The organism is Kitasatospora sp. NPDC051705, assembly GCF_044453265.1.
Taxonomy (GTDB): Bacteria; Actinomycetota; Actinomycetes; order Streptomycetales; family Streptomycetaceae; genus Kitasatospora.
Window position 1 is genome coordinate 231,099 of the sequence record NZ_JBITCO010000009.1, and the last position, 25,731, is coordinate 256,829.

Consider the following 25,731-nt stretch of genomic DNA (forward strand, 5'->3'; position numbering starts at 1 on the left):
CGGGGTGGCCCACTCACCCCGCCCCTCGCTCCCGCGCCTCGCGCCCGCCCCCGCCTCGCGCCCGCCCCGCCACGGCCCGCACCCCACCGCGTCCCCGGCCGGCACCCCGGCCCCCGTACCCCCGGCCGGCACCCCGGCCCCCGTACCCCCGGCCGGCACCCCGGCCCCCGTACCCCCGGCCGGCACCCCGGCCCCGCCACGGCTACCCGATGTCGGTCGGGTCCACCCGCACCCGCACCGCCTCCGGCGTCCGCAGCGCGATCCGCGCGATCTGCGCCGCCTTGAGCGCCGCCGCCAGCGCCGCCCCCTGCCCGGGCGGCACCCGCAGCAGCGCGCGTTCCTGTTCCTCCCCCCGCAGCGCCGGCGCCGGCACCGGCCCGAGGACGTCCGCCTCCGACGGCAGCCGGATCAGCCCCAGCAGGTCGGCCACCGCCGCCGGGCTCCCGCTCACCGAGGCCATCCGCGACACCGGCGGGAAGTGCAGCTGTGCCCGTTCGTCGCGCTCCAGCCCGGCGTGCCCGAGCGGGTCCCAGCGGACCAGCGCCTGCACCGGCCGGGCCGAGGGCTCGGCGACCACGACGACCGTCCCGCCCTCCTCGGCCGGCCGGACCAGTGCGGCGGCCGCCAGCCAGAGCCGCAGCGTCTCCTCCCCCGCGCGCAGGTCGGGCCGGCTCAGCAGGGCCCAGCCGTCCAGCAGCAGCGCGGCGCCGTACCCGGTGCCGCCCTCGACGACCGGCTCCGCGCCGGGGGTGGAGATCACCAGCGAGGGCTCGTCGGGGACGGTGGCCAGGACCGCGTCCCGCCCGGAGGTGCGCACCGGGACCCGTGGGAAGGCCTTGCCGAGCTCCTCCGCGGTGCGCCGGGCGCCGATCACCTGGGCCCGCAGCCGGAACGAGCCGCACTCGGGGCAGTGCCAGTCCGTCTCCGCCTGCCCGCACCAGCCGCAGCTCAGCGCCTCGTCGGCGGAGGGCGCCTCCAGCGGGCCCTCGCAGCGCCGGCAGCGGGCCGGGGTCCGGCACCGGCCGCAGGCCAGCCGGGGCACGTAGCCGCGCCGGGGCACCTGGATGAGCACCGGGTGCCCGGCGGCCAGGGCCTCCCGGGCGGCCTCCCAGGCCACCGAGGGCAGTCGGGCGGCCTGGGCGGCGGCGTCGCGGTGCTGGTCCTGGTCCGTGACGGTCCGCACCCTCGGTGCGACCCGCCGCACGGTCTCCCGGTCGGCGGCGAGCGGGCGGGCCCAGCCGGTGCTGACCAGCTGCGCGCCCTCCACCGTGACGGCGTGACCACCGAGCAGCACGGCCGCGCCCTCCTCCGCGGCGCGCAGCAGGGCGACCTCGCGCACGTGCGGGTGCGGGGCGCGCGGGTCGCTGTGGCTGTTGTCGCCGTCGGACCAGACGACGACCAGGCCGAGGTCGCGCACCGGCGCGAACATGGTGGCGCGGGTGCCGATCACGGCGTGCACCGAGCCGCGGCTCACCGCGAGCCAGCGCCGGTAGCGTTCGCGCGGGCCGAGGTCGGCCTCCAGCGCGACGTGTCGGCCCGGCCCGAGCAGCTCGGTCAGCGCCCGGTCGACCCGGGCGACGGACCGCCCCTCGGGCAGCACGACGAGCGCGCCGCGCCCGCCGGAGAGCGTCGCCGCCACGGCCCGGGCGATCTCGTACGGCCAGCCGGGGCCGGGCAGCGCCGCCCAGACGGCGCGCGGCGAGCCGCCGGCGGCGAGCGAGGCGAGGAAGTCGGGCCCGGCCGGGTAGCGCTGCCAGCCGCCGGGGGCGGGGGCGGGCGGGCGCGGCAGCGCGGGCGGCGAGGGTTCGGCCTCGGCCTTGGCGTGCCGGGGCGGGACGGCCAGCTGGAGGACGTCGGCGAGGGTGCCGGCGTAGCGGTCGGCGACGGTCCGGCAGAGCCGGAGGAGGTGTGGGGTGAGCACGGGCTCGGGCGAGAGGACCTGGGCGAGCGGCGCGAGCGGGCCGGGGAAGTCGCTCTTCTCCAGCCGGGCGACGATGAAGCCGTCGTGCAGTTCGCCGCCCTCGCGCTGGCCCTTGACCACGCGCGCGCCGAAGCGCACCCGGACCCGGACGCCGGGCCGGGCCTCCTCGGCCATCGCGGCCGGCACCTCGTAGTCGAAGAACTTGTCGATGGTGAGCACGCCCTTGTCCACCACGACCCGGGCCACCGGCAGGTGCTCGGCGCGCTTGGCGCCGCGCCACGTCCGGGGCTTGGCCCGCTTGACCGTCTCCCGGATGAACGCCAGCTGCTCCGGCTCGGCGGCCCCGTTCTCCCCTGTGCTGCTCATCGCTCCCAAGTACTACCAGGTCACACCGACAGTGCGCACGAAAGGCGGCGCCCGCCCCGGTCGGGGCGGGCGCCGCCTTTCGCGGAGCGCGGGGTCAGTCCTTGACGGCGGCCTTCAGCTGCTCGACCCGGTCGGTGCGCTCCCAGGTGAAGTCCGGCAGCTCACGGCCGAAGTGGCCGTACGCGGCGGTCTGGGAGTAGATCGGGCGCAGCAGGTCCAGGTCGCGGATGATCGCGGCGGGACGCAGGTCGAAGACCTCGCTGACGGCCTTCTGGATGGACAGCACGGGCACGGACTCGGTGCCGAAGGTCTCGACGAAGAGACCGACCGGCTCGGCCTTGCCGATCGCGTACGCGACCTGCACCTCGGCGCGGCGGGCGAGGCCGGCGGCGACGATGTTCTTCGCCACCCAGCGCATCGCGTACGCGGCCGAGCGGTCGACCTTGGACGGGTCCTTGCCGGAGAAGGCGCCGCCACCGTGGCGGGCCATGCCGCCGTAGGTGTCGATGATGATCTTGCGGCCGGTGAGGCCGGCGTCGCCCATCGGGCCGCCGATCTCGAAGCGGCCGGTCGGGTTGACCAGCAGGCGGTAGCCCTCGGTGACGAGCTTGATGCCCTGCTCGGCCAGCGCCTTCAGCTCCGGCTCGACCACGAACTCGCGGATGTCCGGGGTGAGCAGCGACTCCAGGTCGATGTCACTGGCGTGCTGGGTGGAGACCACCACGGTGTCGAGGCGGACGGCCTTGTCGCCGTCGTACTCGATGGTGACCTGGGTCTTGCCGTCGGGGCGCAGGTACGGGATGGTCCCGTTCTTGCGGACCTCGGTCAGCCGGCGGGAGAGGCGGTGCGCCAGGGTGATCGGCAGCGGCATGAGCTCGGGCGTCTCGTCGGACGCGTAGCCGAACATCAGGCCCTGGTCGCCGGCACCCTGCTTGTCCAGGTCGTCCTCGTCGCCCTCGACCCGAGCCTCGTACGCCGTGTCGACGCCCTGGGCGATGTCGGGCGACTGGGCCCCGATGGACACCGAGACGCCGCAGGAGGCGCCGTCGAAGCCCTTCTTGGAGCTGTCGTAGCCGATCTCCAGGATCTTGTCCCGGACGAGCTGGGCGATCGGCGCGTACGCCTTGGTGGTCACCTCGCCGGCCACGTGCACCTGGCCGGTGGTGATCAGCGTCTCCACGGCGACCCGGGAGGTCGGGTCCTCCCGCAGGAGAGCGTCAAGGATGGTGTCGCTGATCTGGTCAGCGATCTTGTCGGGGTGGCCCTCGGTGACGGACTCCGAGGTGAACAGGCGGCGAGACACAGCGCTCCCTGGGGTTGCAGCGGCTGCTGACTGAAGGCCCCCGGTGACCGGGGACTTCCGGAAAGACTTGATTCCTGGAGTGTAACGGGCCGGTTCTGCGGAACGTCACCCGCTTCCACAAATCAAGACCGTTCTCAAGCAGGGCTCAATCGGCTCCCGCCGGTTTCCAGCCGCCGCGCGACGAGGTCCCAGACGACGTCCGCGAGGGCCTCCTTCGGACCGACCGGAACGGGGGTCTCACTGCCGTCCGAGCCCAGAACCACGGCCTCGTTGACGTCCGTGCCGAAGGCCTTGCCGTTGCCCACCTCGTTGACGACGAGGAGGTCGCAGCCCTTGCGGGCGAGCTTGGCGCGGCCGTTCGCGAGCACGTCGTCGGTCTCCGCCGCGAAACCCACGACCAGTTGGCCCGAACGGGGGCGGTGCGCCGACAGCTCGGCCAGGACGTCGGGGTTGCGGACGAGGGCGACGGGCGCCGGCTCGACCCCCTCGACCTTCTTGATCTTGCCGGTGGCGTACTCGGCGGGCCGGAAGTCCGCCACGGCCGCGGCCATGACCACGGCGTCCGCGTCCCCGGCCGCCTTCAGCGCCGCCTCCCGCAGCTCCAGCGCGGTCGACACGTGCACCACGTCGACCCCGGCCGGGTCGGGCAGCTCCGCGTTGGCCGAGACCAACGTCACGCGCGCCCCGCGCGCCGCTGCCGTCACGGCGAGCGCGTAGCCCTGCTTGCCGGAGGAGCGGTTGCCGAGGAAGCGCACCGGGTCCAGCGGCTCGCGGGTGCCACCGGCCGAGACCACCACGTGCCGGCCGGCCAGGTCGGTCGGCACCGCGCCGCCGCGGCGCAGCACCGACCGGCAGGCGTCGAAGATCGCGGACGGCTCGGGCAGCCGCCCCTTGCCGGTGTCCTTGCCGGTGAGCCGCCCGACGGCCGGCTCCAGCACGATCACGCCGCGGCGCCGCAGCGTGGCGACGTTCTCCCGGGTGGCCGGGTGCTCCCACATCTCGGTGTGCATGGCGGGCGCGACCACGACCGGGCAGCGGGCGGTGAGCAGGGTGTTGGTGAGGAGGTCGTCGGCCAGGCCGTGGGCGGCCTTGGCGATCAGGTCCGCGGTGGCGGGGGCGACGACGACCAGGTCGGCCTGCTGGCCGATCCGCACGTGCGGCACCTCGTGCACGCGCTCCCAGGTCTCGGTGGCGGCCGGGCGGCCGGACAGTGCGGCCCAGGTGGCCTCGCCGACGAAGTGCAGCGCGGCCGCGGTGGGCACCACGGTGACCTGGTGGCCGGACTCGGTGAACCTGCGGAGCAGCTCGCACGCCTTGTAGGCGGCGATGCCGCCGCTTACGCCGAGGACGACGCGCGGCGCCTCCACCCCGGCCGGATCCGAAGTCGCGCTCATGCTCCCGCTCTCCTCCACTCCTGGGACGTGCACACCCTACGACCCCTCAGCTGCGACGCGCACTGTGGTGCCCGGCACAGCCCGCCGGCACCCCCACGACACTCCACGGCACCCCGCCGCACCCCCGGCGGCACCGGGCCCCGGCCCCCGCGGGCACGGCACCGACGGCCCCCCGGACACGCCGAAGGGCCCGGCGGAAACGATTCCGCCGGACCCTTCGAGCAGAGAGCTCCGGAACCCGCCTCAGGCGGCCTCGATCGCCTCGGCGGTCAGCATGCCCGCGTTGATCTCGCGCAGCGCGATCGACAGCGGCTTCTCGTGGACGTGGGTGTCGACCAGCGGGCCGACGTACTCCAGCAGGCCCTCACCGAGCTGGGAGTAGTACGCGTTGATCTGGCGCGCGCGCTTGGCGGCGTAGATCACGAGGCTGTACTTGGAGTCGGTGGCCTCGAGCAGCTCGTCGATCGGCGGGTTGATGATGCCCTCGGGCGCGGTCATGGAAGAGGACACGCTAAAACCTTCCGAAAGGGTGGAAAAGACAGACAGGTCAGGCTACACCGAGCAAGGCTAGCAGTTCGGCCGCTACCTGCTCGACCGAGGTGTTGACAAGGGTCGTGTCGAACTCGGGCTCGGCCGCGAGCTCGACCTTCGCCGCCTCCAGCCGCTTCTCGATCACGTCCTGCGGCTCGGTGCCCCGGCCGGTCAGCCGGCGGACCAGCTCGTCCCAGCTCGGCGGGGCCAGGAAGACCAGCTGCGCCTCGGGCATCGACTCGCGGACCTGGCGGGCGCCCTGCAGGTCGATCTCCAGCAGGACGGGCTCGCCGCGCTCCAGCTTCTCCAGCACCGCCGAGCGCGGGGTGCCGTAGCGGTTGCCGGCGAAGACGGCCCACTCCAGCAGTTCGCCGTTGGCGATCAGCTTGTCGAACTCGTCGTTGTCGACGAAGTGGTACTGGACCCCGTTCTGCTCGCCCGGCCTCGGGTGGCGGGTCGTCGCCGACACCGAGAGCCAGACCTCGGGGTGCTGCTTCCTCATATGAGCGACGACCGTGCTCTTGCCGACCCCCGAAGGGCCGGAGAGCACGGTCAGCCGCGGACGCTCACTCATGCACCGATTATCCCGGATCGCGGACGATCCCGGGACCACGGGGGCACGGTCAGGCGGCACCGCCGCCGAACTCCCGCTCCAGGGAGGCGATCTGGTTCGTGCCGAGGCCGCGGACACGACGGCTCTCGCTGATGCCGAGGCGCTCCATGATCTGCTTGGCACGGACCTTGCCGACGCCCGGAAGCGACTCCAGCAGGGCCGAGACCTTCATCTTGCCGATCACGTCGTTGTCGGCCTTGCCGGCCTTGATCACCTCGTGCAGGGAGGCGCCGGAGTGCTTGAGCCGGTTCTTGACCTCGGCGCGCTCCCGGCGAGCCTCGGCGGCCTTGGCGAGCGCGGCGGTGCGCTGTTCAGGGGTAAGGGGCGGAAGAGCCACGCCGTTCACCTCAGGGTGTGGAAGGAAGGGATTGAGCTATGACTGGTTTGGTTCCCAGGACACCGTCCGCAGATCGAACCCAAGTGGAATCACAGGGCCCTTGACCTGCGGGAGCTACGAGTTCGCGGCTCTCCGATGACCTATCGCCGGACACTACCCGTATTGCGGCGCCACGTCAGGAAAAGAACACGAAAAGTCCTGGTCAGCCAAGGCCGACCAGGACTTTCCAGGGCAAAATGACCGCGATTGCGAAACTTTGACACCGCCAATGTGACGGCGCTCACGTCAACCGCCCCGCCGCCCCGCCGTCCTGCGGACACTGCGCAGGGTCACCGGGCGGCTACCGGGGCGCGTCCGCGGGCCCGGCCGGGCCTACTTCACCGCGTCCGCGTACTCGCCCACGAACCGCTCGGCCGCCGACCGCAGGGCCGCCACCGAGGGGCCGTGCCTGAGCACGTCCCGGCTGACGCTCGGCACCACGTTGATCACCGAGGCGCCGAACACCCGCGGCAGGTCCGCCATGGTGGCCCCCTGGGCGCCGATGCCGGGAGCCAGCAGCGGGCCGTTGATGGCCAGCTCCACGCCCGCGTCGGCGAGCGTGGCGCCGACCACGGCGCCGAAGGAGCCGAGCGGCGCGGCACCCGCGTTCTCGGCCGCCAGCTGGCGCAGCACCGCGGCCGCGACCGGCTCGCCGTCCGCACCGACGGCGCGCTGCACCTCGGCGCCCTCCGGGTTGGAGGTGAGCGCCAGCGCGAACACGCCGCAGCCCTGCGCGCGGGCCAGGTCGAGCGCCGGGCGCAGCGAGCCGAAGCCCAGGTACGGGCTGACCGTGACGGCGTCCGAGAACAGCGGGCTGGCGGGCGACAGGAAGGCCTCCGCGTAGGCGGCCATGGTGGAGCCGATGTCGCCGCGCTTGGCGTCCATCAGGACCAGCGCGCCGGCCGCCCGGGCCTCCTCGACGGACTTCTCCAGCACCGCGACGCCCTTGCTGCCGAAGCGCTCGAAGAACGCCGCCTGCGGCTTGAGCACGGCGACCCGGTCGGCGAGCGCCTCGACGACGGTGCGGCTGAAGGTCTCCAGGCCGGCGAGGTCGTCGCCGAGCCCCCAGGCGGCGAGCAGGGAGGCGTGCGGGTCGATGCCGACGCAGAGCTGGCCGCGGGTGTCGAGCGCCTGGCGCAGCCGGGCGCCGAACGGGGCGAGGGTCATGTCGTCCTTTCCGAAGGTGGTACGGGGGTTCAGGAGGCGGTCTTCGCGCCGTCGACGGCGCTGCCGACGGCCGCGGCCAGGTCGCGGAAGCCCGCGGCGCGGATCCGGGCGGAGAGGCCCCGGTGGATCCGGCGGCACCAGAACGGGCCCTCGTAGATGAAGGCGCTGTAGCCCTGGACGAGGTCGGCGCCGTGGATGATCCGCTGCCAGGCGTCCTCGGCGGTCTCCACGCCGCCGACCGAGACCAGCGTCAGCCGGCCCCCGGTGCGGGCGCGCAGCCGCTGGAGGACCTCCAGGGCGCGGGCCTTGAGCGGGGCGCCGGAGAGGCCGCCCATGCCGATCTCCTCGACCCGGGCGGCGTCGGCCCGCAGGCCCTCGCGCCCGATCGTGGTGTTGGTGGCGATGATGCCGTCCAGGCCCAGTTCGAGGGCGAGGTCGGCGACGGCGTCGACGTCCTCGTCGGCCAGGTCGGGGGCGATCTTGACCAGCAGCGGGACGTGGTGCGCGGTGGTGCGGTCGGCCGCCTCGCGGACGGCGGCGAGCAGCGGGCGCAGGTGGTCCACGGCCTGCAGGTTGCGCAGGCCGGGGGTGTTCGGCGAGCTGACGTTGACCACCAGGTAGTCCGCGTACCTGGCGAGCCGCTCGGTGGACTTGACGTAGTCGGCGACGGCGTCGGCCTCCTCGACGACCTTGGTCTTGCCGATGTTGACGCCGATCACCGGGGTGGAGCTGGTGTGCGGGCGGGCGGCCAGGCGCGCGGCGACCCGGGCCGAGCCCTGGTTGTTGAAGCCCATCCGGTTGATCAGCGCGCGGTCCTCGACCAGGCGGAACAGCCGGGGCGTCGGGTTGCCCGGCTGGGGCTCGCCGGTGATGGTGCCGATCTCGACGTAGTCGAAACCGAGCATGGCAAGGCCGTCGATGCCGACGCCGTTCTTGTCGAAGCCGGCCGCCAGGCCGAACGGGCCCGGCAGGTCGAGGCCGAGGGCGGTGGTGTGCAGGGCGCGGTCGCGCGGGGCGAGCACCAGCCGGACGAGCGTGCGCAGGCCGGGCACCGAGGAGGCGAGCCGGATCCAGAAGAAGGCGAGGTGGTGGGCCTTCTCGGGGTCCATCTTCTTGAAGACGAGGTCGAACAGCAGCTTGTACAAAACCCAACTCCCGGATCAGGGCCCGGATCCGGCCGTGAGCACCCGGATCAGGGCATGGAAGTGGGGGGCACCCGTCTGGCGTCGGTGCCCCCCACAGCGGTGGTGCTACTTGCGGCCCGCGTTGATCAGCTCGGCGTGCTCCTGGAGCGACATCACGCCGACCTCGTCGCGCAGCAGCCGGTCGATGCCCTGGACGGCCGCGCCCATCGCCTGGATGGTGGTCAGGCAGGGCACGCCGCGGGAGACCGCGGCGGTGCGGATCTCGTAGCCGTCGAGGCGGCCGCCGGTGCCGTACGGCGTGTTGATGATCAGGTCGACCTCGCCGTCGTGGATCAGCTGCACGATCGTCTTCTCGCCGTTCGGGCCCTCGCCCTCGCTGTGCTTGCGCACCAGCGTGGACGGGATGCCCCCGCGCTGCAGCACCTCGGCGGTGCCGGCCGTGGCGAGCACCTCGAAGCCGAGGCTGACCAGCGCCCGGGCCGGGAAGACCAGGTTGCGCTTGTCGCGGTTGGCGACCGAGACGAAGACCTTGCCCTTGGTCGGCAGCGCGCCGTAGGCGCCGGCCTGGGCCTTGGCGTAGGCCGTGCCGAAGACCTTGTCGATGCCCATGACCTCACCGGTCGAGCGCATCTCCGGGCCGAGGACGGTGTCCACGCCGCGGCCGTGGACGTCGCGGAAGCGGCTCCAGGGCAGCACGGCCTCCTTGACCGAGATCGGGCAGTCGGCGGGCAGCGTGCCGCCGTCGCCCTCGGCCGGGAGCAGGCCCTCGGCGCGCAGCTCGGCGATGGTGGCGCCGAGCGAGATCCGGGCGGCGGCCTTGGCCAGCGGCACCGCCGTCGCCTTGGAGGTGAACGGGACGGTCCGGGAGGCGCGCGGGTTGGCCTCCAGCACGTAGAGGATGTCCCCGGCCATCGCGAACTGGATGTTGATCAGACCGCGGACGCCGACGCCGCGCGCGATGGCCTCGGTGGAGGTGCGCAGGCGCTTGATGTCGTAGCCGCCGAGGGTGATCGGGGGCAGCGCGCAGGCGGAGTCGCCGGAGTGGATGCCGGCCTCCTCGATGTGCTCCATGACGCCGCCGAGGTAGAGCTCGGTGCCGTCGAAGAGCGCGTCGACGTCGATCTCCACCGCGTCGTCGAGGAAGCGGTCGATGAGCACCGGGTGCTCGGAGATCAGGCCGGCGTGGCGCTCCAGGTAGGAGGCGAGCGAGGCCTCGTCGTAGACGATCTCCATGCCGCGGCCGCCGAGCACGTAGGACGGGCGGGCGAGCACCGGGTAGCCGATCTCGTCGGCGATCGCCTTGGCCTCCGCGAAGGAGAAGGCGGTGCCGTGCTTGGGGGCCGGCAGGCCGGCGTCGCGCAGGACGCGGCCGAAGGCACCGCGCTCCTCGGCGAGGTCGATCGCCTCGGGCTGGGTGCCGACGATCGGCACGCCGTTGTCCTTGAGCGCCTGGGCCAGGCCGAGCGGGGTCTGGCCGCCGAGCTGGACGATCACGCCGGCCAGCGGGCCGGCCTGCTGCTCGGCGTGGACGATCTCGAGCACGTCCTCCAGGGTGAGCGGCTCGAAGTAGAGCCGGTCGGAGGTGTCGTAGTCGGTGGAGACGGTCTCCGGGTTGCAGTTGACCATCACGGTCTCGTACCCGGCGTCGGCCAGCGCGAAGGAGGCGTGCACGCAGGAGTAGTCGAACTCGATGCCCTGGCCGATGCGGTTCGGGCCGGAGCCGAGGATGATCACGGCGGGCTTGGTGCGCGGGGCGACCTCGTTCTCCTCGTCGTAGGACGAGTAGAAGTACGGGGTCCTGGCGGCGAACTCGGCGGCGCAGGTGTCGACGGTCTTGAACACCGGGCGGATGCCGAGCGCGTGCCGCACCTCGCGGACCACGTCCGCCTTCAGGCCGCGGATCTCGCCGATCTGCAGGTCGGAGAAGCCGTGCCGCTTGGCGTGGCGCAGCAGCTCGGGGTTGAGCTTCTCGGCCTCGGCCAGCTCGCCGGCGATCTCGTCCAGCAGGAAGAGCTGGTCGACGAACCACGGGTCGATCCTGGTGGCCTCGAAGACCTCCTCCGGGGTGGCGCCGGCCCGGATCGCCTCCATGACGGTGTTGATCCGGCCGTCGGTCGGCACGACCGCCTTGGTCAGCAGCTCGGCCTTGTCGCCCACCGGGCCGACCCAGCTGAACTGGGAGCCCTTCTTCTCCAGCGAGCGCAGCGCCTTCTGCAGCGCCTCGGGGAAGTTGCGGCCCATGGCCATGGCCTCGCCGACCGACTTCATGGTGGTGGTCAGCGTGGCGTCGGCGCTCGGGAACTTCTCGAACGCGAAGCGCGGGACCTTCACCACGACGTAGTCGAGGGTCGGCTCGAAGGAGGCCGGGGTCTGCTCGGTGATGTCGTTGGGGATCTCGTCCAGGGTGTACCCGACGGCCAGCTTGGCGGCGATCTTGGCGATCGGGAAGCCGGTGGCCTTGGAGGCGAGCGCCGAGGAGCGGGAGACGCGCGGGTTCATCTCGATGACGATGACCCGGCCGTCGTCGGGGTTGACGGCGAACTGGATGTTGCAGCCGCCGGTGTCCACGCCGACCTCGCGGATCACGGCGATGCCGACGTCGCGCAGGATCTGGTACTCGCGGTCGGTGAGCGTCATCGCCGGGGCGACGGTGATCGAGTCGCCGGTGTGCACGCCCATCGGGTCGAAGTTCTCGATGGAGCAGACGACCACGACGTTGTCGTTCTTGTCGCGCATCAGCTCCAGCTCGTACTCCTTCCAGCCGAGGATGGACTCCTCCAGGAGCACCTCGGTGGTCGGCGAGAGGGCCAGGCCCTGGCCGGCGATGCGGCGCAGGTCCTCCTCGTCGTGGGCGAAGCCGGAGCCGGCGCCGCCCATGGTGAAGGAGGGGCGGACGACGACCGGGTACCCGCCGAGCGTGTCGACGCCGGCGAGCACCTCGTCCATGGTGTGGCAGATGACCGAGCGGGCGGACTCGCCGTGGCCGATCTTGGCGTTGACGGCCTCGACGACGCCCTTGAAGAGCTCGCGGTCCTCGCCCTTGTGGATCGAGTCGACCTTGGCGCCGATGAGTTCGACGTTGTACTTGGCGAGCACGCCGTTGGCGTCCAGCGCGATCGCGGTGTTGAGCGCGGTCTGCCCGCCGAGGGTCGGCAGCAGCGCGTCGGGGCGCTCCTTGGCGATGATCCGCTCGACGAACTCCGGGGTGATCGGCTCGACGTAGGTGGCGTCGGCGATCTCCGGGTCGGTCATGATCGTGGCCGGGTTGGAGTTGACCAGCACGACCCGCAGGCCCTCGGCCTTGAGGACCCGGCAGGCCTGCGTGCCCGAGTAGTCGAACTCGGCGGCCTGGCCGATCACGATCGGGCCGGAGCCGATCACCAGGACGGACTTGATGTCAGTGCGCTTAGGCACGCTGGCCCTCCATGAGCTTCACGAAACGGTCGAAGAGGTAGGCCGCGTCGTGCGGGCCGGCAGCTGCTTCGGGGTGGTACTGCACGCTGAAGGCGGGGACGTCCAGTGCCTGGAGGCCCTCGACCACGTCGTCGTTGAGGCAGACGTGGGAGACCTCGACCCGCCCGTAGGGGGTCTCGCTCACCTTGTCCAGCGGCGCGTTCACGGCGAAGCCGTGGTTGTGCGCGGTGACCTCGACCTTGCCGGTGGTGCGGTCCTGCACCGGCTGGTTGATGCCGCGGTGGCCGTACTTGAGCTTGTAGGTGCCGAAGCCCAGCGCGCGGCCGAGGATCTGGTTGCCGAAGCAGATCCCGAAGAACGGGGTCCTGCGCTCCAGCACGCCCTGCGCCACGGCGACCTGGTGGTCGGCGGTGGCCGGGTCACCCGGGCCGTTGGAGAAGAAGACGCCGTCCGGCCGGACCGCGTAGAGGTCCTCCAGGGTCGAGTTGGCCGGCAGCACGTGCACCTCGATGCCGCGCTCGGCCATCCGGTGCGGGGTCATCCCCTTGATGCCGAGGTCCAGCGCGGCGACGGTGAAGCGCTTCTCGCCGATCGCCGGGACGACGTACGCCTCGGTGGTGGCCACCTCGGCGCACAGGTCGGCGCCCTTCATCTCGGGCGACTGCTGCACCCGGGCGAGCAGGGCGGCCTGGTCGGCCAGCGCCTCACCGGAGAAGATGCCGCAGCGCATCGCGCCGCGCTCGCGCAGGTGCCGGGTCAGCGCCCGGGTGTCGATGCCGCTGATGCCGACGACGCCCTGGCGGACCAGCTCCTCGTCCAGCGAGCGGGTGGAGCGCCAGTTGGAGGCCACCCGGGCGGGGTCGCGCACGACGTAGCCGGCGACCCAGATCTGCTTGGACTCGTCGTCCTCGTCGTTCCAGCCGGTGTTGCCGATCTGCGGGGCGGTCATCACGACCACCTGGCGGTGGTACGACGGGTCGGTGAGGGTCTCCTGGTAACCGGACATGCCGGTGTTGAAGACCGCCTCGCCGAAGGTCTCGCCGGTCGCGCCGTAGGCCTCGCCGCGGAAGGTCCGGCCGTCCTCCAGGACGAGCACGGCGGGGACGCGTTCCCGCCGTTGGCGCTGCGTGGTGGGGGCAGGTGCGGTCATCGGGAAGCCTCTTCCGTCTTCGTCGTCGTACGTGTTGCGAGGTGAGTGACCGCCTCGACCCAGGCGGCGTGCTCATCGGGGTGGTCGGCCCGGAAGCCGGAGTCCAGCTCGGTCTCCCCGTGCGTCCAGGTGACGACGAGCAGACCGGCCGGGACGACCTTCCCGGCGATCCCGGAGTCCGTGCGGGCACCGGTGAGGTGCCCGGCCGGGATCCAGAGGTCGACGTCGCCGGGGCGCCGTACCAGCAGGCCGTCCTCGCCGAGGGTGAGGTCGGCCCGGCTGCGGTTGCCCAGGCCGTGCGCGACGACCCGGTCGAGCCAGTTCCCGGCGGTGGTGGTGCCGTGGTACCGGCCGCTGGTCTCCAGGATGGTCCGGCCGGCCCGGTCCGGCACGGCGGGCAGCGGCGGGATGCCGGACTGGAGGGTGCGCCGCCAGTTCCAGCCCTGCCGCATCAGCCAGTACACGAGGGCGATCAGCACCAGCAGGCCGACGGCCCAGCCGATGTACCCGGGCCAGTTGGTGACCTTGGCCTGCTCCTGGGCGAGGAGCAGCGCGGTCACGCGAGGCCGCCCTGCTCGGCGAGCTCGCCGGCCAGCACGGTGGCGCGCCCGCGCAGGAAGGTGGCGTGCACCCGTCCGGGCAGGTCAAGGCCCTTGTAGGGGGTGTTGCGGCTGCGGGTGGCGAAGCTGTCCGGGTTCACGGCACCACGGTACGCGGGATCGAACAGCACCAGGTTCGCCGGCTCACCGACCGAGACGGACCGGCCCTGGCCGGTGAGACGGCCGATCCGGGCCGGGCGGTGCGACATCCGGTCGGCGACGCCCTCCCAGTTCAGCAGGCCGGTCTCGACCATGGTCTGCTGCACGACCGACAGGGCGGTCTCCAGGCCGACCATGCCCATCGCGGCGACGGCCCACTCGCAGTCCTTGTCCTCGGCCGGGTGCGGCGCGTGGTCGGTGGCGACGGCGTCGATGGTGCCGTCGGCGAGCGCCTTGCGCAGCGCCTGGACGTCCTCGGCGGTGCGCAGCGGCGGGTTCACCTTGTACACCGGGTCGTAGGAGCGGACCAGCTCGTCGGTGAGCAGCAGGTGGTGCGGGGTGACCTCGGCGGTGACGTCCCAGCCCTTGGCCTTGGCCCAGCGGATGATCTCGACCGAGCCGGCGGTGGAGACGTGGCAGACGTGCAGCCGGGAGCCGACGTGCGCGGCGAGCAGCACGTCGCGGGCGATGATCGACTCCTCGGCGACGGCCGGCCAGCCGCCGAGCCCGAGCTCGCCGGAGACCTGGCCCTCGTTCATCTGGGCGCCCTCGGTCAGCCGCGGCTCCTGGGCGTGCTGGGCGACGACGCCGTCGAAGGCCTTGACGTACTCCAGGGCGCGGCGCATCAGCACCGCGTCGTCCACGCACTTGCCGTCGTCGGAGAAGACCCGCACGCCGGCCGCGGACTCGTGCATCGCACCGAGCTCGGCGAGCTTCTTGCCCTCCAGGCCGACGGTGACGGCGCCGACCGGCTGCACGTCGCAGTAGCCGGCCTCCTGGCCGAGCCGCCAGACCTGCTCGACGACGCCCGCGGTGTCGGCCACCGGGGTGGTGTTGGCCATCGCGTGCACGGCGGTGAAGCCGCCCATCGCCGCGGCCTGGGTGCCGGTGAGCACGGTCTCGGCGTCCTCGCGGCCGGGCTCGCGCAGGTGGGTGTGCAGGTCGACGAGGCCGGGCAGGGCGATCAGCCCGGTGGCGTCGATCTCGATGTCGGCCTCGACGGCCAGGCCGGTGCCGATGGCCTTGATGACGCCGTCGGCCAGGTGGAGGTCCTGCGGGGCGCCGCCGAGGATCTGGGCGTTGCGGATCAGGTAGGTCGTCACTGGGCGGTCTCCACGGTGTCGGTGCGGGGTGCGTCGGCGGGGGTGGCACCGCCGAGCAGCAGGTACAGGACGGCCATCCGGACGGAGACGCCGTTGGCGACCTGCTCGACCACGGTGCAGCGCGGCGAGTCGGCGACCTCGGCGGTGATCTCCATGCCGCGGACCATCGGGCCGGGGTGCATCACGATGGCGTGCTCGGGCAGCTGGGCCATCCGGGTGCCGTTGAGGCCGTAGCGGCGGCTGTACTCGCGCTCGGTGGGGAAGAACGCGGCGTTCATCCGCTCGCGCTGCACCCGGAGCATCATCAGCGCGTCCGTCTTGGGGAGCACGCTCTCCAGGTCGTAGCTGATGTCGCACGGCCAGTTCTCGATGCCGATCGGCAGCAGCGTCGGCGGGGCGACGAAGGTGACGTGGGCGCCGAGGGTGGTCAGCAGGTGGACGTTGGAGCGGGCGACCCGGCTGTGCAGCACGTCGCCGACGATGGTGATCCGGCGCCCGGCCAGGTCGTGCCCCAGGCCCGGGTTGAGGTGGCGGCGCATGGTGAACGCGTCGAGCAGGGCCTGGGTGGGGTGCTCGTGGGTGCCGTCACCGGCGTTGATCACGCTGCCGTGCAGCCAGTCCGACTGGGCGAGCCGGGACGGCGCGCCCGAGGCGTGGTGGCGGATGACGACAGCGTCGGCGCCCATCGCCTGCAGGGTGAGCGCGGTGTCCTTGAGGCTCTCGCCCTTGGAGACCGAGGAGCCCTTGGCGGAGAAGTTGATGACGTCGGCGGAGAGCCGCTTCTCGGCGGCCTCGAAGGAGGTCTTGGTGCGGGTCGAGTCCTCGAAGAAGAGGTTGACGACGGTGCGGCCGCGCAGCGTGGGCAGCTTCTTGACGGCCCGCCCGGAGAGCTGGGCCAGCTCCTCGGCGGTGTCCAGGATCAGCAGCGCGTCGTCGCGGCTGAGATCGGCGGCGGAGACGAGGTGGCGCTTCACGCGGGTTACTCCGGGAGGTGCGGTTCGGTGGGCTGGGAGGCCAGGGCCTGCGAGCTTCGGGCGGCGTGGTCGCGGTCGCCGACCAGCACGGCGTCGACGCCGTCGGTGTCGGCCAGGCGGACCTGGACCGCCTCGCGCAGCGAGGTGGGGAGGTTCTTGCCCACGTAGTCGGCCCGGATCGGGAGCTCGCGGTGGCCGCGGTCGACCAGGACGGCGAGCTGCACGGCGCGCGGGCGGCCGATGTCGCTCAGCGCGTCGAGCGCGGCCCGGATGGTGCGGCCGGAGAAGAGCACGTCGTCGACGAGGATGACGAGCTTGCCGTCGATGCCGCCGGAGGGGATCTCGGTGTGCTCCAGGGCGCGGGCGGGCTTGAGCCGCAGGTCGTCCCGGTACATGGTGATGTCCAGGGTGCCCAGCGGGATCTCGCGCCCGGTGATCTGGGCCAGCCGGCCGTGCAGGCGGCGGGCGAGGTGGACGCCCCTGGTGTGGATGCCGAGCAGCACGACGTCCTCCGCGCCCTTGGCGCGCTCGACGATCTCGTGCGCTATCCGGGTGACGACCCGGGCGATGTCCGTTCCGTCCAGCACCTGGTGCGGCGGTCGCGGCGTCGAATCCTGCTGTGTGGTCATGCCGAAGCGGACCTCCTTCCCCGCCTCACTGGACGGGCCTTAAAGGATGTCTGGGACGACCCCCGCCGACCGGGCGAGGGCTTCCGGTCATCGTATCAGCGCGCCGGGAGGCAAACGGACGTCCGTCGTTCCGCTTCGGCGGTTCACGCCCCGGACGCACCCCCGATGCGGGCCATTCGCACGACTGCCCCATTCGGCTTGACGCAGCTACCTTACTCTACGTAACCTCACAGTGAGTTACGAGACGGACGTCGAACCCACCGGTAACGGCGTCGGCAATCGCCCGTGACCCACCACTGAACGCGAAGCAATCTCGTCCGGGGAGATCAATGTCCAGCGACTACGCGAAGCAGCTCGGAGGCAAGCTCCGAGCCATCCGCACTCAGCAGGGGCTCTCCCTGCACGGTGTCGAGGAGAAGTCCCAGGGGCGCTGGAAGGCAGTCGTCGTCGGCTCGTACGAGCGCGGCGACCGTGCGGTCACCGTGCAGCGGCTGGCCGAGCTGGCGGAGTTCTACGGCGTGCCCGTGCAGGAGCTGCTGCCCGGCGGCACCCCCGGCGGCGCGGCCGAGCCGCCGCCGCGTCTGGTCCTCGACCTGGAGAGACTGACCCAGGTCCCGTCCGAGAAGGCCGGCCCGCTGCAGCGCTACGCGGCGACGATCCAGAGCCAGCGCGGCGACTACAACGGCAAGGTCCTCTCGATCCGCCAGGACGACCTGCGCACCCTGGCCGTCATCTACGACCAGTCGCCGTCGATCCTCACCGAGCAGCTGATCTCCTGGGGCGTGCTCAACCCCGACGCGCGCCGCGCGGTGCGCGAGGAGGAGGCGAGCTGACGCTCGCCGCACCGGCTCCCGCCAGCGCGAGCACGCAGGTACCAGCAGAAACGTCACGGCGCGGCTCCCCGGATCCCGGGGGCCGCGCCGTCGCGCGTCCGGCGCCGGCCGCACCACCGCCGCCCGGCGGTCAGCAGACCGTCCCCAGGCTGTAGCCGGGCTGCGCCGCCACGCCGTCCAGCCGCACCGGCCGGGCCGACGGCGCCCAGTCCTGCCCGCCGCTCGACCAGGCCCAGGAGGCCGGCAGGTACTCCCCGCAGGAGGCCGCCGAGCCCTGCGACCCGTGCAGCACCGCCACCCCGGGCAGCTCCAGCGCCAGCCCCGCGCAGAGCACCGCGCAGACCAGCTCCAGGTCCTCGTCGTTGATCCGGACCACGCCGTCCTCCCACTGCAGCACCCGGGCCGCCGCCGTCAGCCGGCCGCCCGGCGCGTCCACCCGCAGCCGCAGCTCGTACACCCCGGCACCGGCGCCGACCAGCATCCGGCGGAACACCTCGCCGCCGCGCTGGTAGGCGGCGCGCACCCAGCGGGCGTGGTCCTCGTCGGCCTCCCCCGCGCCCCCGACCAGACCGCCGTCCAGCAGCAGGTCGGCGTGGCAGAGCGTCAGCCCGTTCTCCCGGGCCCGGACCAGCCGCGGCGCGAAGTCCCCGGCCAGCTCCTCCCCCTGATAGGCCAGCAGCTGGGTCTGCAGCGGCGGGTTGACCAGGTAGCGGTCGCGGGCGGCCGGCTCCGCCGGGTCCAGCCCGTGCAGGACGCAGAACTCCTCGAAGTCCTGCGGGTGGAACATCCGGGCCCGCACCACCTCGAAGCGCTCCACCGCGTCGGCGAGCAGTTCGGCCGTGTCGGCCAGGTAGCGCTCGAAGTCCGGTGCGTCCGACAACCCCCAGGCACGGGCCCGGGCGAAGTCCGCCGCACTGGTCAGCACGCCGATGACGAACGCCTGCTCGCCGCCCTCGGCCCGCTGCCGGCGGTGCGGCGCGCGGGCGACGGGCCGCGGGCCGGCGGCGGTGCAGTCGGAGTTACGGCGGGCGCGGCCCTTGCGGCTACTCATCGGTGGCTCCTGGCATCGGCGGCGACCGCCGGGCGACGGTCAGCGGCGGGCTCGCCGCTGACCGTCTATCTCCCCATCACCGCGCGCCGCACACGTACGGCGTGTCACAGGAATGTAACCGACGGTAAGTCGCGGTGAACTCCGCGGAAATCAGGCCCCGCGCGGCACCCGGGCCAGCTGCCTGGACTGCGCGACCAGCCGGCCGGACTCGTCCCAGACCTCGGCGTCCTCCTCGAAGTAGCCGCCGGCCACGTTGCGGGTGGCGTGGGTGACCCGGAGCCAGCCCGGGACCGGCCTGGCCCGCAGGTGGACGGTCAGCTCCACGGTCGGGGCCCAGCCGGGCAGGCCCAGGTCGAAGGTGACGGGCGGCAGCGCGTCGGCGACCAGCAGGAGCAGCAGCGGGTCGGGCTCGCGCCCGTCGGCGAGCCGGAACCAGCCCTGGATCCGCCCGTTGCCGGAGGGCTGACCGAGCGCCCAGCCCACGGTGGACGGGTCGAGCCGCAGGTCGAAGCGCTCCAGCAGCGCCGCCTGCTCGATCAGCTGCGGCGGGGCGTGCTCGACGCCGATGCACTGGTCCGGCGGCGGCAGCTGCGGCGGCTGCGCGGTGGTGCGCACGTCGCCCTCGACGGTGGAGAGGTCGCCGTGGCTGGCCACCACGCGCAGGCGTTCGACGCCGTCCTGGCTCAGCGAGGCGGTGCCGGTGGAGAGGCCGCGGCCGCTGCGCAGCACCTCGGTGCGGACGGTGGCCGGGCCGGGCGTGGAGGCGGACAGGTAGTAACCGCTGATCGACACCGGGTCCGGGTGGTCGGCGTGCTCCAGCGACAGCGCGTGTCCGGCGACGGCGAGCAGCATCCCGCCGTTGACCCCGCCGCCGATCTGCCAGCCGGGGCCGAGTTCGGCCTCGTAGCGGCCGGGCTCGTCGGCGTGTCTGGTCAGGGCGATGCCCCGGTCGAACTCGCTGCGGGTCGCGGTGGTCATGGGGGTGGCCTGCCCTTCACTGCGGGGACGTGTGCGGCTGCGCCCGCCAAGTTACTGGCGAGTAGATCACCACCTTACGCCGCCCGGGTGAAACGCGCGACGGCCGTCGCACCCGGGATCCGGGTCCGACGGCCGTCTGCGGGGCGCCACCGCCTACCGGCGGATGCTCGGCTTCAGCTCCAGGAAGCGCGCGAGCAGGCCGTTGACGAAGGCCGGGGAGTCGTCCGTGGAGAACTCCTTGGCGATCTCGACCGCCTCGTCCAGGACGACCGCGTCCGGGACGCCGTCCTCCCAGATCAACTCGTACGCACCGAGCCGCAGGACGTTGCGGTCCACTATCGGCATCCGGTCGAGCGTCCAGCCCACCGCGTACTGGGAGATCAGGTCGTCGATCCGACGGGCGTGCTGGACGTACCCCTCGATGAGTTCCATGGTGTACTCACCGACCTGCGGGGTGCCCTCCTCCGGCTTGGGCTCGCGGGCGCGGGCCACCCAGTCGGCGAGGACCTGCTGCGGGTCGACCCCGCGGTGGTCGGCCTCGAAGAGGATCTGGAAGGCCCGGGTACGGGCCTTGCTGCGTGCGGCCGACACGGACTTACTTCACCCGGCCGAGGTAGCTGCCGTCGCGGGTGTCGACCTTGACCTTCTCACCGGTGGTGATGAAGAGCGGCACCTGGATCTCGGCGCCGGTCTCCAGGGTCGCCGGCTTGGTGCCACCGGTGGAGCGGTCGCCCTGGACGCCCGGCTCGGTCTCGGCGATGGTCAGCTCGACGGCGGCCGGGAGCTCGATGTAGAGCACCGCGCCCTCGTTCTGCGCGACCAGGGCCTCGAAGCCCTCCAGCAGGTACTTGGCGGCGTCGCCGACGACGGCGGGCTCGATGGTCAGCTGGTCGTAGGTGTCCATGTCCATGAACACGAAGTTCTCGCCGTCCTTGTACGAGAACTGCATGCCGCGCTTGTCGACGTTGGCGGTCTCGACCTTGGTGCCCGCGTTGAAGGTCTTGTCGACGACCTTGCCCGTCAGGACCTCCTTGAGCTTGGTACGCACGAAGGCCGGGCCCTTGCCGGGCTTGACGTGCTGGAACTCGACGACGGACCAGAGCTTGCCGCCCTCCAGCTTGAGGACCATGCCGTTCTTGAGATCGTTCGTGGAAGCCACGGGCGCACTTACTCCTGGATATAGCTGTCAAGGAACCAAGGGGTGCGTCCTGCCGCCGACGGCCCGGGGGCCGCGGTCACAGGGCGAGGAGCTCCTTGGTGGTGATGGTGAGCAGCTCGGGCCCGCCCTCCTCGAGGGGGCGCACCACGAGCGTGTCCTCGATCCGGACACCGCCCCTGCCCGGGAGGTGGACCCCAGGACCGACGGTGACCGGTACGCGGCTGTCCAGTTTACCCATGTCCGAAGGGCCGAGGCGCGGCGCCTCCCGGATCTCCAGCCCGATGCCGTGCCCCACCGGGTGCGGGGACGCCTCGGTGTGGCCGGCCGCCTCCAGGATCTGCCGCGCGGCCCGGTCGGGCACGTACTGCTCCACGCCTGGTCCGAGCGCCTCCCGGGCGGCCCGCTGGGCGCGGAACACCAGCCGGTGCAGCTCGACCTGCCAGGGCGCGGGGGCGGCGCCGATCACGAAGGTCCGGGCGGTCGAGATGCCGTAGCCGCGGTACTGGGCGCCCATCACCACGGTCAGGAAGTCACCCTCCTCCACCCGGCGGTCGGTCGGCTGGTGGGCGGGCTGCCCGGAGTGGCTGCCGGTGCCGACGGACACCGGGAAGGCCGCCCGGTCCGCACCGTGGTCGATCATCCGGCGTTCCAGCTCCATCGCCAGGTGCCGCTCCGTCCGCCCGACCAGGATCGACTCCAGGAGCTCGCCGAGCGCCTGGTCGGCGATCTCGGCGGCGATCCGCAGGTCGGCGATCTCGTGCTCGTCCTTGACCACCCGCAGCCGCTCCACCAGCCGGTCCAGGTCGGCCAGCCGGGCACCGCCGGACAGGCCGGCCACCGACCGGTGCCGGCTGACGGTCAGGTCGTGCTCCTCCACCGCCAGCGCCGCCAGCCTGAGCCGCGCCGCGGCCTCGGCCGCCGCCAGGGCGGTGTCCGCCCCGGCCGGCACCGGCACCTGGGTGACGTCCGGGGCGATCAGGTGCTCCCCGGTGTCGTCCGGCGGCAGGTCGTCCGGCAGCGCCAGCAGTGCGCGGTCCCTGGTGAGCAGCAGCGTCGCCCCGCAGGGCGCGCAGCCGGTCAGATACCGCACGTTCGCCGCCCGGGTGATCAGCGCCGCATCGGCCCCGGCCGCACTGCAGTGCTCCCTCACCCGCTCCCGCCGACCCGCGTACGCATCAGACATGCGTCGAGCCTACGAAGCCGCACCCCGTTCCGCCCGCCGAGCACTCCCGAGGGGGCACGTCGCCGCTGCCCGCACGCCCCGGCTCGCACCCCGGGCCGACCGGTTCGGGGCTGTCACTGCCCGGTCGGCTGCCAGCGCTTCTCGACCCCGGCCAGCTTCCAGTAGCCGATCGCCGCGGCCCAGACCACCACGAAGAGCCCGGCGATCGCGTACCCGACGTTGTCCAGCGAGATGTCCGCGATCCAGCCGCTCACCGGGTCGGTCAGGTCGAGCTTCTCGTGCAGCACGCCGACCAGTTCGATCGTGCCGATGACGAAGGCCACCGCGATCGACAGCCCCGTGATCGTCAGGTTGTAGTACACCTTGCGCACCGGGTTGGAGAAGGCCCACTGGTACGCGAAGTTCATGAACGTCCCGTCCAGCGTGTCGAACAGGCTCATCCCGGCCGCGAAGAGCAGCGGCAGGCAGACGATCGCGTACCAGGGCAGCCCGGCCGCCGCGCCCGAGCCCGCCATCACCATCAGGGTGACCTCGGTCGCGGTGTCGAAGCCCAGGCCCAGCACCATGCCCACCGGGAACATCTGCCCCGGCCGGGTGATCGACCGCGTCGCCCGGTTCAGCACCCTCGCCAGGAAGCCGCGCGAGTTCAGGTGCTCCTCCAGCTGCGCCTCGTCGTACTTCCCGGCCCGCATCGCCCGGAACACCTTGAGGATGCCCACCAGCGCCGCCAGGTTGAGCGCGCCGATCAGGTACAGGAACGCGCCGGAGGCCGTCGTGCCGACCATCCCCAGCCACTGGTGGGTCGTCGACTCGTCGTCCATCAGGGTGTTGGCCAGCTGGGCGCCGCCCGCCACCAGGGCGGCCATGATGACCACCATCGAGGAGTGCCCGAGGGCGAACCAGAAGCCCACCGACACCGGGCGCTTGCCGTCCGCCATCAGCTTGCGGGTGGTGTTGTCGATCACCGCGATGTGGTCGGCGTCGAAGGCGTGCCGCATGCCGAGGGTGTACGCGGTGATGCCCAGGCCCACCCCGAAGACCTGGGTGCCGACCGCGTAGTTGTGGGGCGCGACCAGGAAGAACAGCGTCCCGAACGCGACCACGTGCATGGCCAGGATCACGCCCATCAGTCCGGCCGTGCGGACGGTGTCCTCGCGCTTCCAGCGGAACGTCGGCAGTGCGGACGGCGCCGCCGGCGCCCCGGGGGCGGCGGTTTCGGGCAGGGTCATACGCGGATCACGCTCCAGCACCTCGTGGAAAGACTTCGTGAGATGCCGTGGCCGGTCTCCTGGCTTACGGGGCACCCGTACCCGCCTTCCCAGACGCGCGAAGCGCCCAGTGGCGTCGTGGATACGGACGACTCCCCCCGATCACAGTGGCGAGGGCCGCTCCGGACTGGGACCCCTGAGGGTCCGTCACCGGTCTTCCCGAGCACCACGGCGGGCAACACCGTAGGGGGCCCGGCTCCACCCATGCAAGGCTGCGCACCTGCGCAGGTGTCCAGGATCACAGGCCCCGGCCTGCGAGAATGTCCGCATGCATCTCGTACCGGCCGACCGCGCGGACCACCGCACCATCGACGGACACCGGGTCTGCGAGGCCATCGCCGCCATCGGCGACACCGCGCACGTCCGCACCTGGGCCGAGCGGTTCTCCCTGCTCGCCGACCCGGGCCGGCTCGCCCTCCTGCTCGCCCTGCACCGCGCCGGCCCGCTCGCCGTGACCGACCTCGCCGTCGCCACCGGTATGCGCGACCCCGCCGTCTCCCAGGCCCTCCGACTGCTCCGCACCGCCGGCGTGGTCACCGGCGACCGCGACGGACGCGTCGTGCGCTACCGGCTCGTCGACGACGCCCTGCGCCCCCTCCTCGACCCCTGCGCCGCCGCCGACCACCACGAACCCACCGCTGCCACCGGCTGACCCGCCCCGGACGGACCCGCCGGAGCGGGGCCGGATGAGTACGATCTTCGTGTGCTGAACCGCCTGCGGCGCCGGCCCCGGCCCTGGCCCGACGAAGACCGCTGGGAGACCTGGCCCGTCCGGGCCCGCGTCCTCGCGGTCGCCCGCACGCTCACCTCGGCCACCCGGGTGCTCGACGTGCTCACCCTGCTCGTCCGCCCGCAGCTCGGCGTCCGGTGCTACCTCACCGTCAACCCGGGCTCGGCGTTCACGGCGGGCCTCGGCCCCTACCTGGCCGACCAGCAACCCGCCGTCACGGTCATCCCGTGGGAGGAGGCCGTCCGGTACGAGTTCGACCTCGCGGTGTCCTGCGCGGTCCACGCCTCCATGCACCGGCTGCGCGCCCCGCTCGTCGTCCTCCCCCACGGCGCCGGCTACAACCGCCTGGTCGCCGAGTCCACCGGGGACGGGGTCAGTGCCGCCGGCCTGTCCCGTCAGGAGCTCACCCACCGGGGGCGGGTCTTCCCCGCGGTCATCGGGCTGTCCCACGAGGAGCAGTTCGAGCGGCTGGCGGCCACCTGCCCCGAGGCGCTGCCGCACGCACGGGAGGTCGGCGACCTCACCTTCTCCAGGATGCTGGCCAGCCGCGGCCGGCGGGACGCCTACCGCGCCGCCCTCGGGGCCGTCGACGGCCGGCGCCTCGTCGTCGTCACCTCCACCTGGAGCAGGCACTCCCTGGCGGCGCACTGCCTCGACCTGCCGCGCCGGCTGGTCACCGCGCTCCCCGCCGACGAGTACGCCGTGGCCGTGGTCCTGCACCCCAACGTCTGGGACCGGCACGACCCCGAACTGCTGCTGGCCACGGCCCGGGGCTCCGGCCTCAGGCTGATCCCCCCGCACCAGGGCTGGCAGACCGCCCTGGTCGCCGCCGACCTGCTGATCGGCGACCACGGATCGGTCTCCTTCTACGGCGCGGCACTGGACCGCCCCACCCTGCTGGTGGCCACCGGCGCCGCCGAACTCGACCCGGGGTCCCCCACCTACGCCTTCGGCCAGGCGGCGCCCGCGCTCGACCCGGACGGCGACCTGCACGCCCAGCTCGAAGCGGCCGTCGCGACGTACGACCCGGAGCTGCTGCGCCCCGTCACCGACCGCTCCCTCGGCCAGCGCGACCGGGCCGTCCCGGCCCTGGCCCCCGTCCTGTTCGGCTTCCTGGCGGACAAGGTCGACGACCTCACCACCCCCACCGCCCTGCCGCCCTACCCGGCCCCGGTACCGCTCCCGGCGGAGCGGCCGACCGCCTACGACGTCGAGGGCGAGTGCGCGGACGGCGAGGTCTCGGTACGCCGGTACCCGATCGACCCGCAGGGCCACCCCCGGGGCTTCTTCGCCCTGGACGCCGCCGAGACCACGGTGGAACTGCGCTCCGTGGCCGAGGTCCTGGCCAGGACGGAGGTCGACGCCGAGGAGCCGGCCGGGCGCTGGATCGTCGAGGCCGCCGACGGGATCCCCGGCCTCGCCGTGACGGTGGCCGCCCTCGCCCGGGACCGCTGCGCGCTCCGGCTGCGCACCGGCGAGCTCCTGGAGGCACGCGCCGAGGCCCCGTGGGCCGGCGCCGAGCCCCGGCTCGACCCGCTGCTGCTCGGCGCGGCCGTCGCGCTCTGGCTCGCCGAGGGCGGCGCCCCCGGCACCCTGCCCGACCACGGCCTCACCATCCGCACCGGCCGCCACCGCACCCGGGTGGCCTTCACCCCGCCGCCCTGAGGCCTTTTCCCCCGGCACGG

At 73.0% G+C, this 25,731-nt stretch carries 23 protein-coding genes and 1 riboswitch; of the genes, 3 read left to right on the forward strand and 20 right to left on the reverse strand.

Annotated features, from left to right (window positions below):
- Positions 1-202 precede the first annotated feature (202 nt).
- The 14 genes from ACIA8Q_RS15105 to pyrR all read right to left on the reverse strand — a co-directional run bounded on the left by ACIA8Q_RS15105 (position 203) and on the right by pyrR (position 16,844).
- The gene (locus ACIA8Q_RS15105; protein ID WP_396317267.1) at positions 203-2,287 is read right to left on the reverse strand and encodes a primosomal protein N'; all 2,085 of its coding nucleotides are present in this window, start codon (positions 2,285-2,287) and stop codon (positions 203-205) included.
- Positions 2,288-2,381: 94 nt separating this feature from the next.
- On the reverse strand, positions 2,382-3,590 hold the full coding sequence (metK, locus tag ACIA8Q_RS15110) for a methionine adenosyltransferase (protein ID WP_360214334.1): 1,209 nt from the start codon (positions 3,588-3,590) through the stop codon (positions 2,382-2,384).
- A 134-nt stretch (positions 3,591-3,724) separates the two neighbouring features.
- The gene (coaBC, locus tag ACIA8Q_RS15115) at positions 3,725-4,984 is read right to left on the reverse strand and encodes a bifunctional phosphopantothenoylcysteine decarboxylase/phosphopantothenate--cysteine ligase CoaBC (RefSeq protein WP_360214336.1); all 1,260 of its coding nucleotides are present in this window, start codon (positions 4,982-4,984) and stop codon (positions 3,725-3,727) included.
- Positions 4,985-5,227: 243 nt separating this feature from the next.
- A complete protein-coding gene (gene rpoZ, locus ACIA8Q_RS15120) occupies positions 5,228-5,494 on the reverse strand; it encodes a DNA-directed RNA polymerase subunit omega (RefSeq protein ID WP_030240625.1) in 267 nt (88 codons plus the stop codon).
- Between the two features lie 37 nt (positions 5,495-5,531).
- Positions 5,532-6,089, reverse strand: a complete 558-nt coding sequence (gene gmk, locus ACIA8Q_RS15125) for a guanylate kinase (protein WP_350601852.1) — start codon at positions 6,087-6,089, stop codon at positions 5,532-5,534.
- 49 nt (positions 6,090-6,138) lie between these two features.
- A complete protein-coding gene (gene mihF, locus ACIA8Q_RS15130; protein WP_030056187.1) occupies positions 6,139-6,465 on the reverse strand; it encodes an integration host factor, actinobacterial type in 327 nt (108 codons plus the stop codon).
- Positions 6,466-6,837: 372 nt separating this feature from the next.
- On the reverse strand, positions 6,838-7,671 hold the full coding sequence (gene pyrF, locus ACIA8Q_RS15135) for an orotidine-5'-phosphate decarboxylase (protein ID WP_360214338.1): 834 nt from the start codon (positions 7,669-7,671) through the stop codon (positions 6,838-6,840).
- Positions 7,672-7,700: 29 nt separating this feature from the next.
- Positions 7,701-8,816: a quinone-dependent dihydroorotate dehydrogenase gene (locus tag ACIA8Q_RS15140; RefSeq protein ID WP_387899993.1), complete on the reverse strand. Its 1,116-nt coding sequence runs from the start codon at positions 8,814-8,816 to the stop codon at positions 7,701-7,703.
- Between the two features lie 105 nt (positions 8,817-8,921).
- Positions 8,922-12,230 carry a carbamoyl-phosphate synthase large subunit gene (gene carB, locus ACIA8Q_RS15145; RefSeq protein WP_360214342.1) on the reverse strand — a complete coding sequence of 1,103 codons (3,309 nt, stop codon included), beginning with the start codon at positions 12,228-12,230 and terminating at the stop codon, positions 8,922-8,924.
- A complete protein-coding gene (gene carA / locus ACIA8Q_RS15150) occupies positions 12,223-13,380 on the reverse strand; it encodes a glutamine-hydrolyzing carbamoyl-phosphate synthase small subunit (RefSeq protein ID WP_360214344.1) in 1,158 nt (385 codons plus the stop codon). Before carA ends, carB begins: the two co-directional genes overlap by 8 nt.
- Positions 13,377-13,940 (reverse strand): hypothetical protein, encoded by a 564-nt coding sequence (locus ACIA8Q_RS15155; RefSeq protein WP_360214346.1) that lies wholly within the window; start codon positions 13,938-13,940, stop codon positions 13,377-13,379. The genes carA and ACIA8Q_RS15155 overlap by 4 nt, the downstream gene beginning before the upstream one ends.
- Complete coding sequence (locus tag ACIA8Q_RS15160; RefSeq protein WP_360214348.1) at positions 13,937-15,241, reverse strand: dihydroorotase; 1,305 nt, start codon at positions 15,239-15,241, stop codon at positions 13,937-13,939. Before ACIA8Q_RS15160 ends, ACIA8Q_RS15155 begins: the two co-directional genes overlap by 4 nt.
- Complete coding sequence (locus ACIA8Q_RS15165) at positions 15,238-16,215, reverse strand: aspartate carbamoyltransferase catalytic subunit (protein ID WP_360214350.1); 978 nt, start codon at positions 16,213-16,215, stop codon at positions 15,238-15,240. Before ACIA8Q_RS15165 ends, ACIA8Q_RS15160 begins: the two co-directional genes overlap by 4 nt.
- Positions 16,216-16,220: 5 nt before the next feature.
- The gene (gene pyrR / locus ACIA8Q_RS15170) at positions 16,221-16,844 is read right to left on the reverse strand and encodes a bifunctional pyr operon transcriptional regulator/uracil phosphoribosyltransferase PyrR (RefSeq protein ID WP_360214352.1); all 624 of its coding nucleotides are present in this window, start codon (positions 16,842-16,844) and stop codon (positions 16,221-16,223) included.
- Between the two features lie 329 nt (positions 16,845-17,173).
- Between pyrR and ACIA8Q_RS15175 the strand changes: the two genes are divergently transcribed.
- Positions 17,174-17,677 carry a transcriptional regulator gene (locus tag ACIA8Q_RS15175; protein ID WP_031072501.1) on the forward strand — a complete coding sequence of 168 codons (504 nt, stop codon included), beginning with the start codon at positions 17,174-17,176 and terminating at the stop codon, positions 17,675-17,677.
- A gap of 130 nt (positions 17,678-17,807) precedes the next feature.
- On the opposite strand, the gene ACIA8Q_RS15180 is transcribed toward ACIA8Q_RS15175, so the two are convergent.
- The 6 genes from ACIA8Q_RS15180 to ACIA8Q_RS15205 all read right to left on the reverse strand — a co-directional run bounded on the left by ACIA8Q_RS15180 (position 17,808) and on the right by ACIA8Q_RS15205 (position 23,277).
- On the reverse strand, positions 17,808-18,728 hold the full coding sequence (locus tag ACIA8Q_RS15180; RefSeq protein WP_360214354.1) for a hypothetical protein: 921 nt from the start codon (positions 18,726-18,728) through the stop codon (positions 17,808-17,810).
- 150 nt (positions 18,729-18,878) lie between these two features.
- A complete protein-coding gene (locus ACIA8Q_RS15185; RefSeq protein WP_360214356.1) occupies positions 18,879-19,706 on the reverse strand; it encodes a thioesterase family protein in 828 nt (275 codons plus the stop codon).
- A 153-nt stretch (positions 19,707-19,859) separates the two neighbouring features.
- Positions 19,860-20,297, reverse strand: a complete 438-nt coding sequence (gene nusB / locus ACIA8Q_RS15190) for a transcription antitermination factor NusB (protein WP_360214358.1) — start codon at positions 20,295-20,297, stop codon at positions 19,860-19,862.
- A 4-nt stretch (positions 20,298-20,301) separates the two neighbouring features.
- Entirely contained in the window at positions 20,302-20,865 is a 564-nt protein-coding gene (gene efp / locus ACIA8Q_RS15195; protein ID WP_350629439.1) for an elongation factor P, read from the reverse strand.
- Between the two features lie 76 nt (positions 20,866-20,941).
- A complete protein-coding gene (locus ACIA8Q_RS15200) occupies positions 20,942-22,048 on the reverse strand; it encodes an aminopeptidase P family protein (protein ID WP_360214360.1) in 1,107 nt (368 codons plus the stop codon).
- Between the two features lie 113 nt (positions 22,049-22,161).
- On the reverse strand, positions 22,162-23,277 hold the full coding sequence (locus ACIA8Q_RS15205) for a HoxN/HupN/NixA family nickel/cobalt transporter (RefSeq protein ID WP_360214362.1): 1,116 nt from the start codon (positions 23,275-23,277) through the stop codon (positions 22,162-22,164).
- 31 nt (positions 23,278-23,308) lie between these two features.
- Positions 23,309-23,502: riboswitch (cobalamin riboswitch) on the reverse strand.
- Positions 23,503-23,584: 82 nt separating this feature from the next.
- Here ACIA8Q_RS15205 and ACIA8Q_RS15210 point away from each other — a divergent pair.
- Both ACIA8Q_RS15210 and ACIA8Q_RS15215 read left to right on the forward strand, forming a co-directional pair.
- On the forward strand, positions 23,585-23,968 hold the full coding sequence (locus ACIA8Q_RS15210) for a metalloregulator ArsR/SmtB family transcription factor (protein WP_360214364.1): 384 nt from the start codon (positions 23,585-23,587) through the stop codon (positions 23,966-23,968).
- Between the two features lie 51 nt (positions 23,969-24,019).
- Positions 24,020-25,711: a hypothetical protein gene (locus tag ACIA8Q_RS15215; protein WP_360214366.1), complete on the forward strand. Its 1,692-nt coding sequence runs from the start codon at positions 24,020-24,022 to the stop codon at positions 25,709-25,711.
- Positions 25,712-25,731 lie beyond the last annotated feature (20 nt).

Coding starts and splice junctions, on each gene's coding strand:
- ACIA8Q_RS15105 (WP_396317267.1), bottom strand. CDS start 2,287: ATGAGCAGCACAGGGGAGAACGGGGCCGCCGAGCCGGAGCAGCTGGCG.
- pyrR (WP_360214352.1), bottom strand. CDS start 16,844: ATGACCACACAGCAGGATTCGACGCCGCGACCGCCGCACCAGGTGCTG.
- ACIA8Q_RS15210 (WP_360214364.1), top strand. CDS start 23,585: ATGCATCTCGTACCGGCCGACCGCGCGGACCACCGCACCATCGACGGA.
- ACIA8Q_RS15175 (WP_031072501.1), top strand. CDS start 17,174: ATGTCCAGCGACTACGCGAAGCAGCTCGGAGGCAAGCTCCGAGCCATC.
- gmk (WP_350601852.1), bottom strand. CDS start 6,089: ATGAGTGAGCGTCCGCGGCTGACCGTGCTCTCCGGCCCTTCGGGGGTC.
- ACIA8Q_RS15205 (WP_360214362.1), bottom strand. CDS start 23,277: ATGACCCTGCCCGAAACCGCCGCCCCCGGGGCGCCGGCGGCGCCGTCC.
- coaBC (WP_360214336.1), bottom strand. CDS start 4,984: ATGAGCGCGACTTCGGATCCGGCCGGGGTGGAGGCGCCGCGCGTCGTC.
- carA (WP_360214344.1), bottom strand. CDS start 13,380: ATGACCGCACCTGCCCCCACCACGCAGCGCCAACGGCGGGAACGCGTC.
- ACIA8Q_RS15200 (WP_360214360.1), bottom strand. CDS start 22,048: ATGTCTGATGCGTACGCGGGTCGGCGGGAGCGGGTGAGGGAGCACTGC.
- pyrF (WP_360214338.1), bottom strand. CDS start 7,671: ATGACCCTCGCCCCGTTCGGCGCCCGGCTGCGCCAGGCGCTCGACACC.
- ACIA8Q_RS15185 (WP_360214356.1), bottom strand. CDS start 19,706: ATGACCACCGCGACCCGCAGCGAGTTCGACCGGGGCATCGCCCTGACC.
- ACIA8Q_RS15180 (WP_360214354.1), bottom strand. CDS start 18,728: ATGAGTAGCCGCAAGGGCCGCGCCCGCCGTAACTCCGACTGCACCGCC.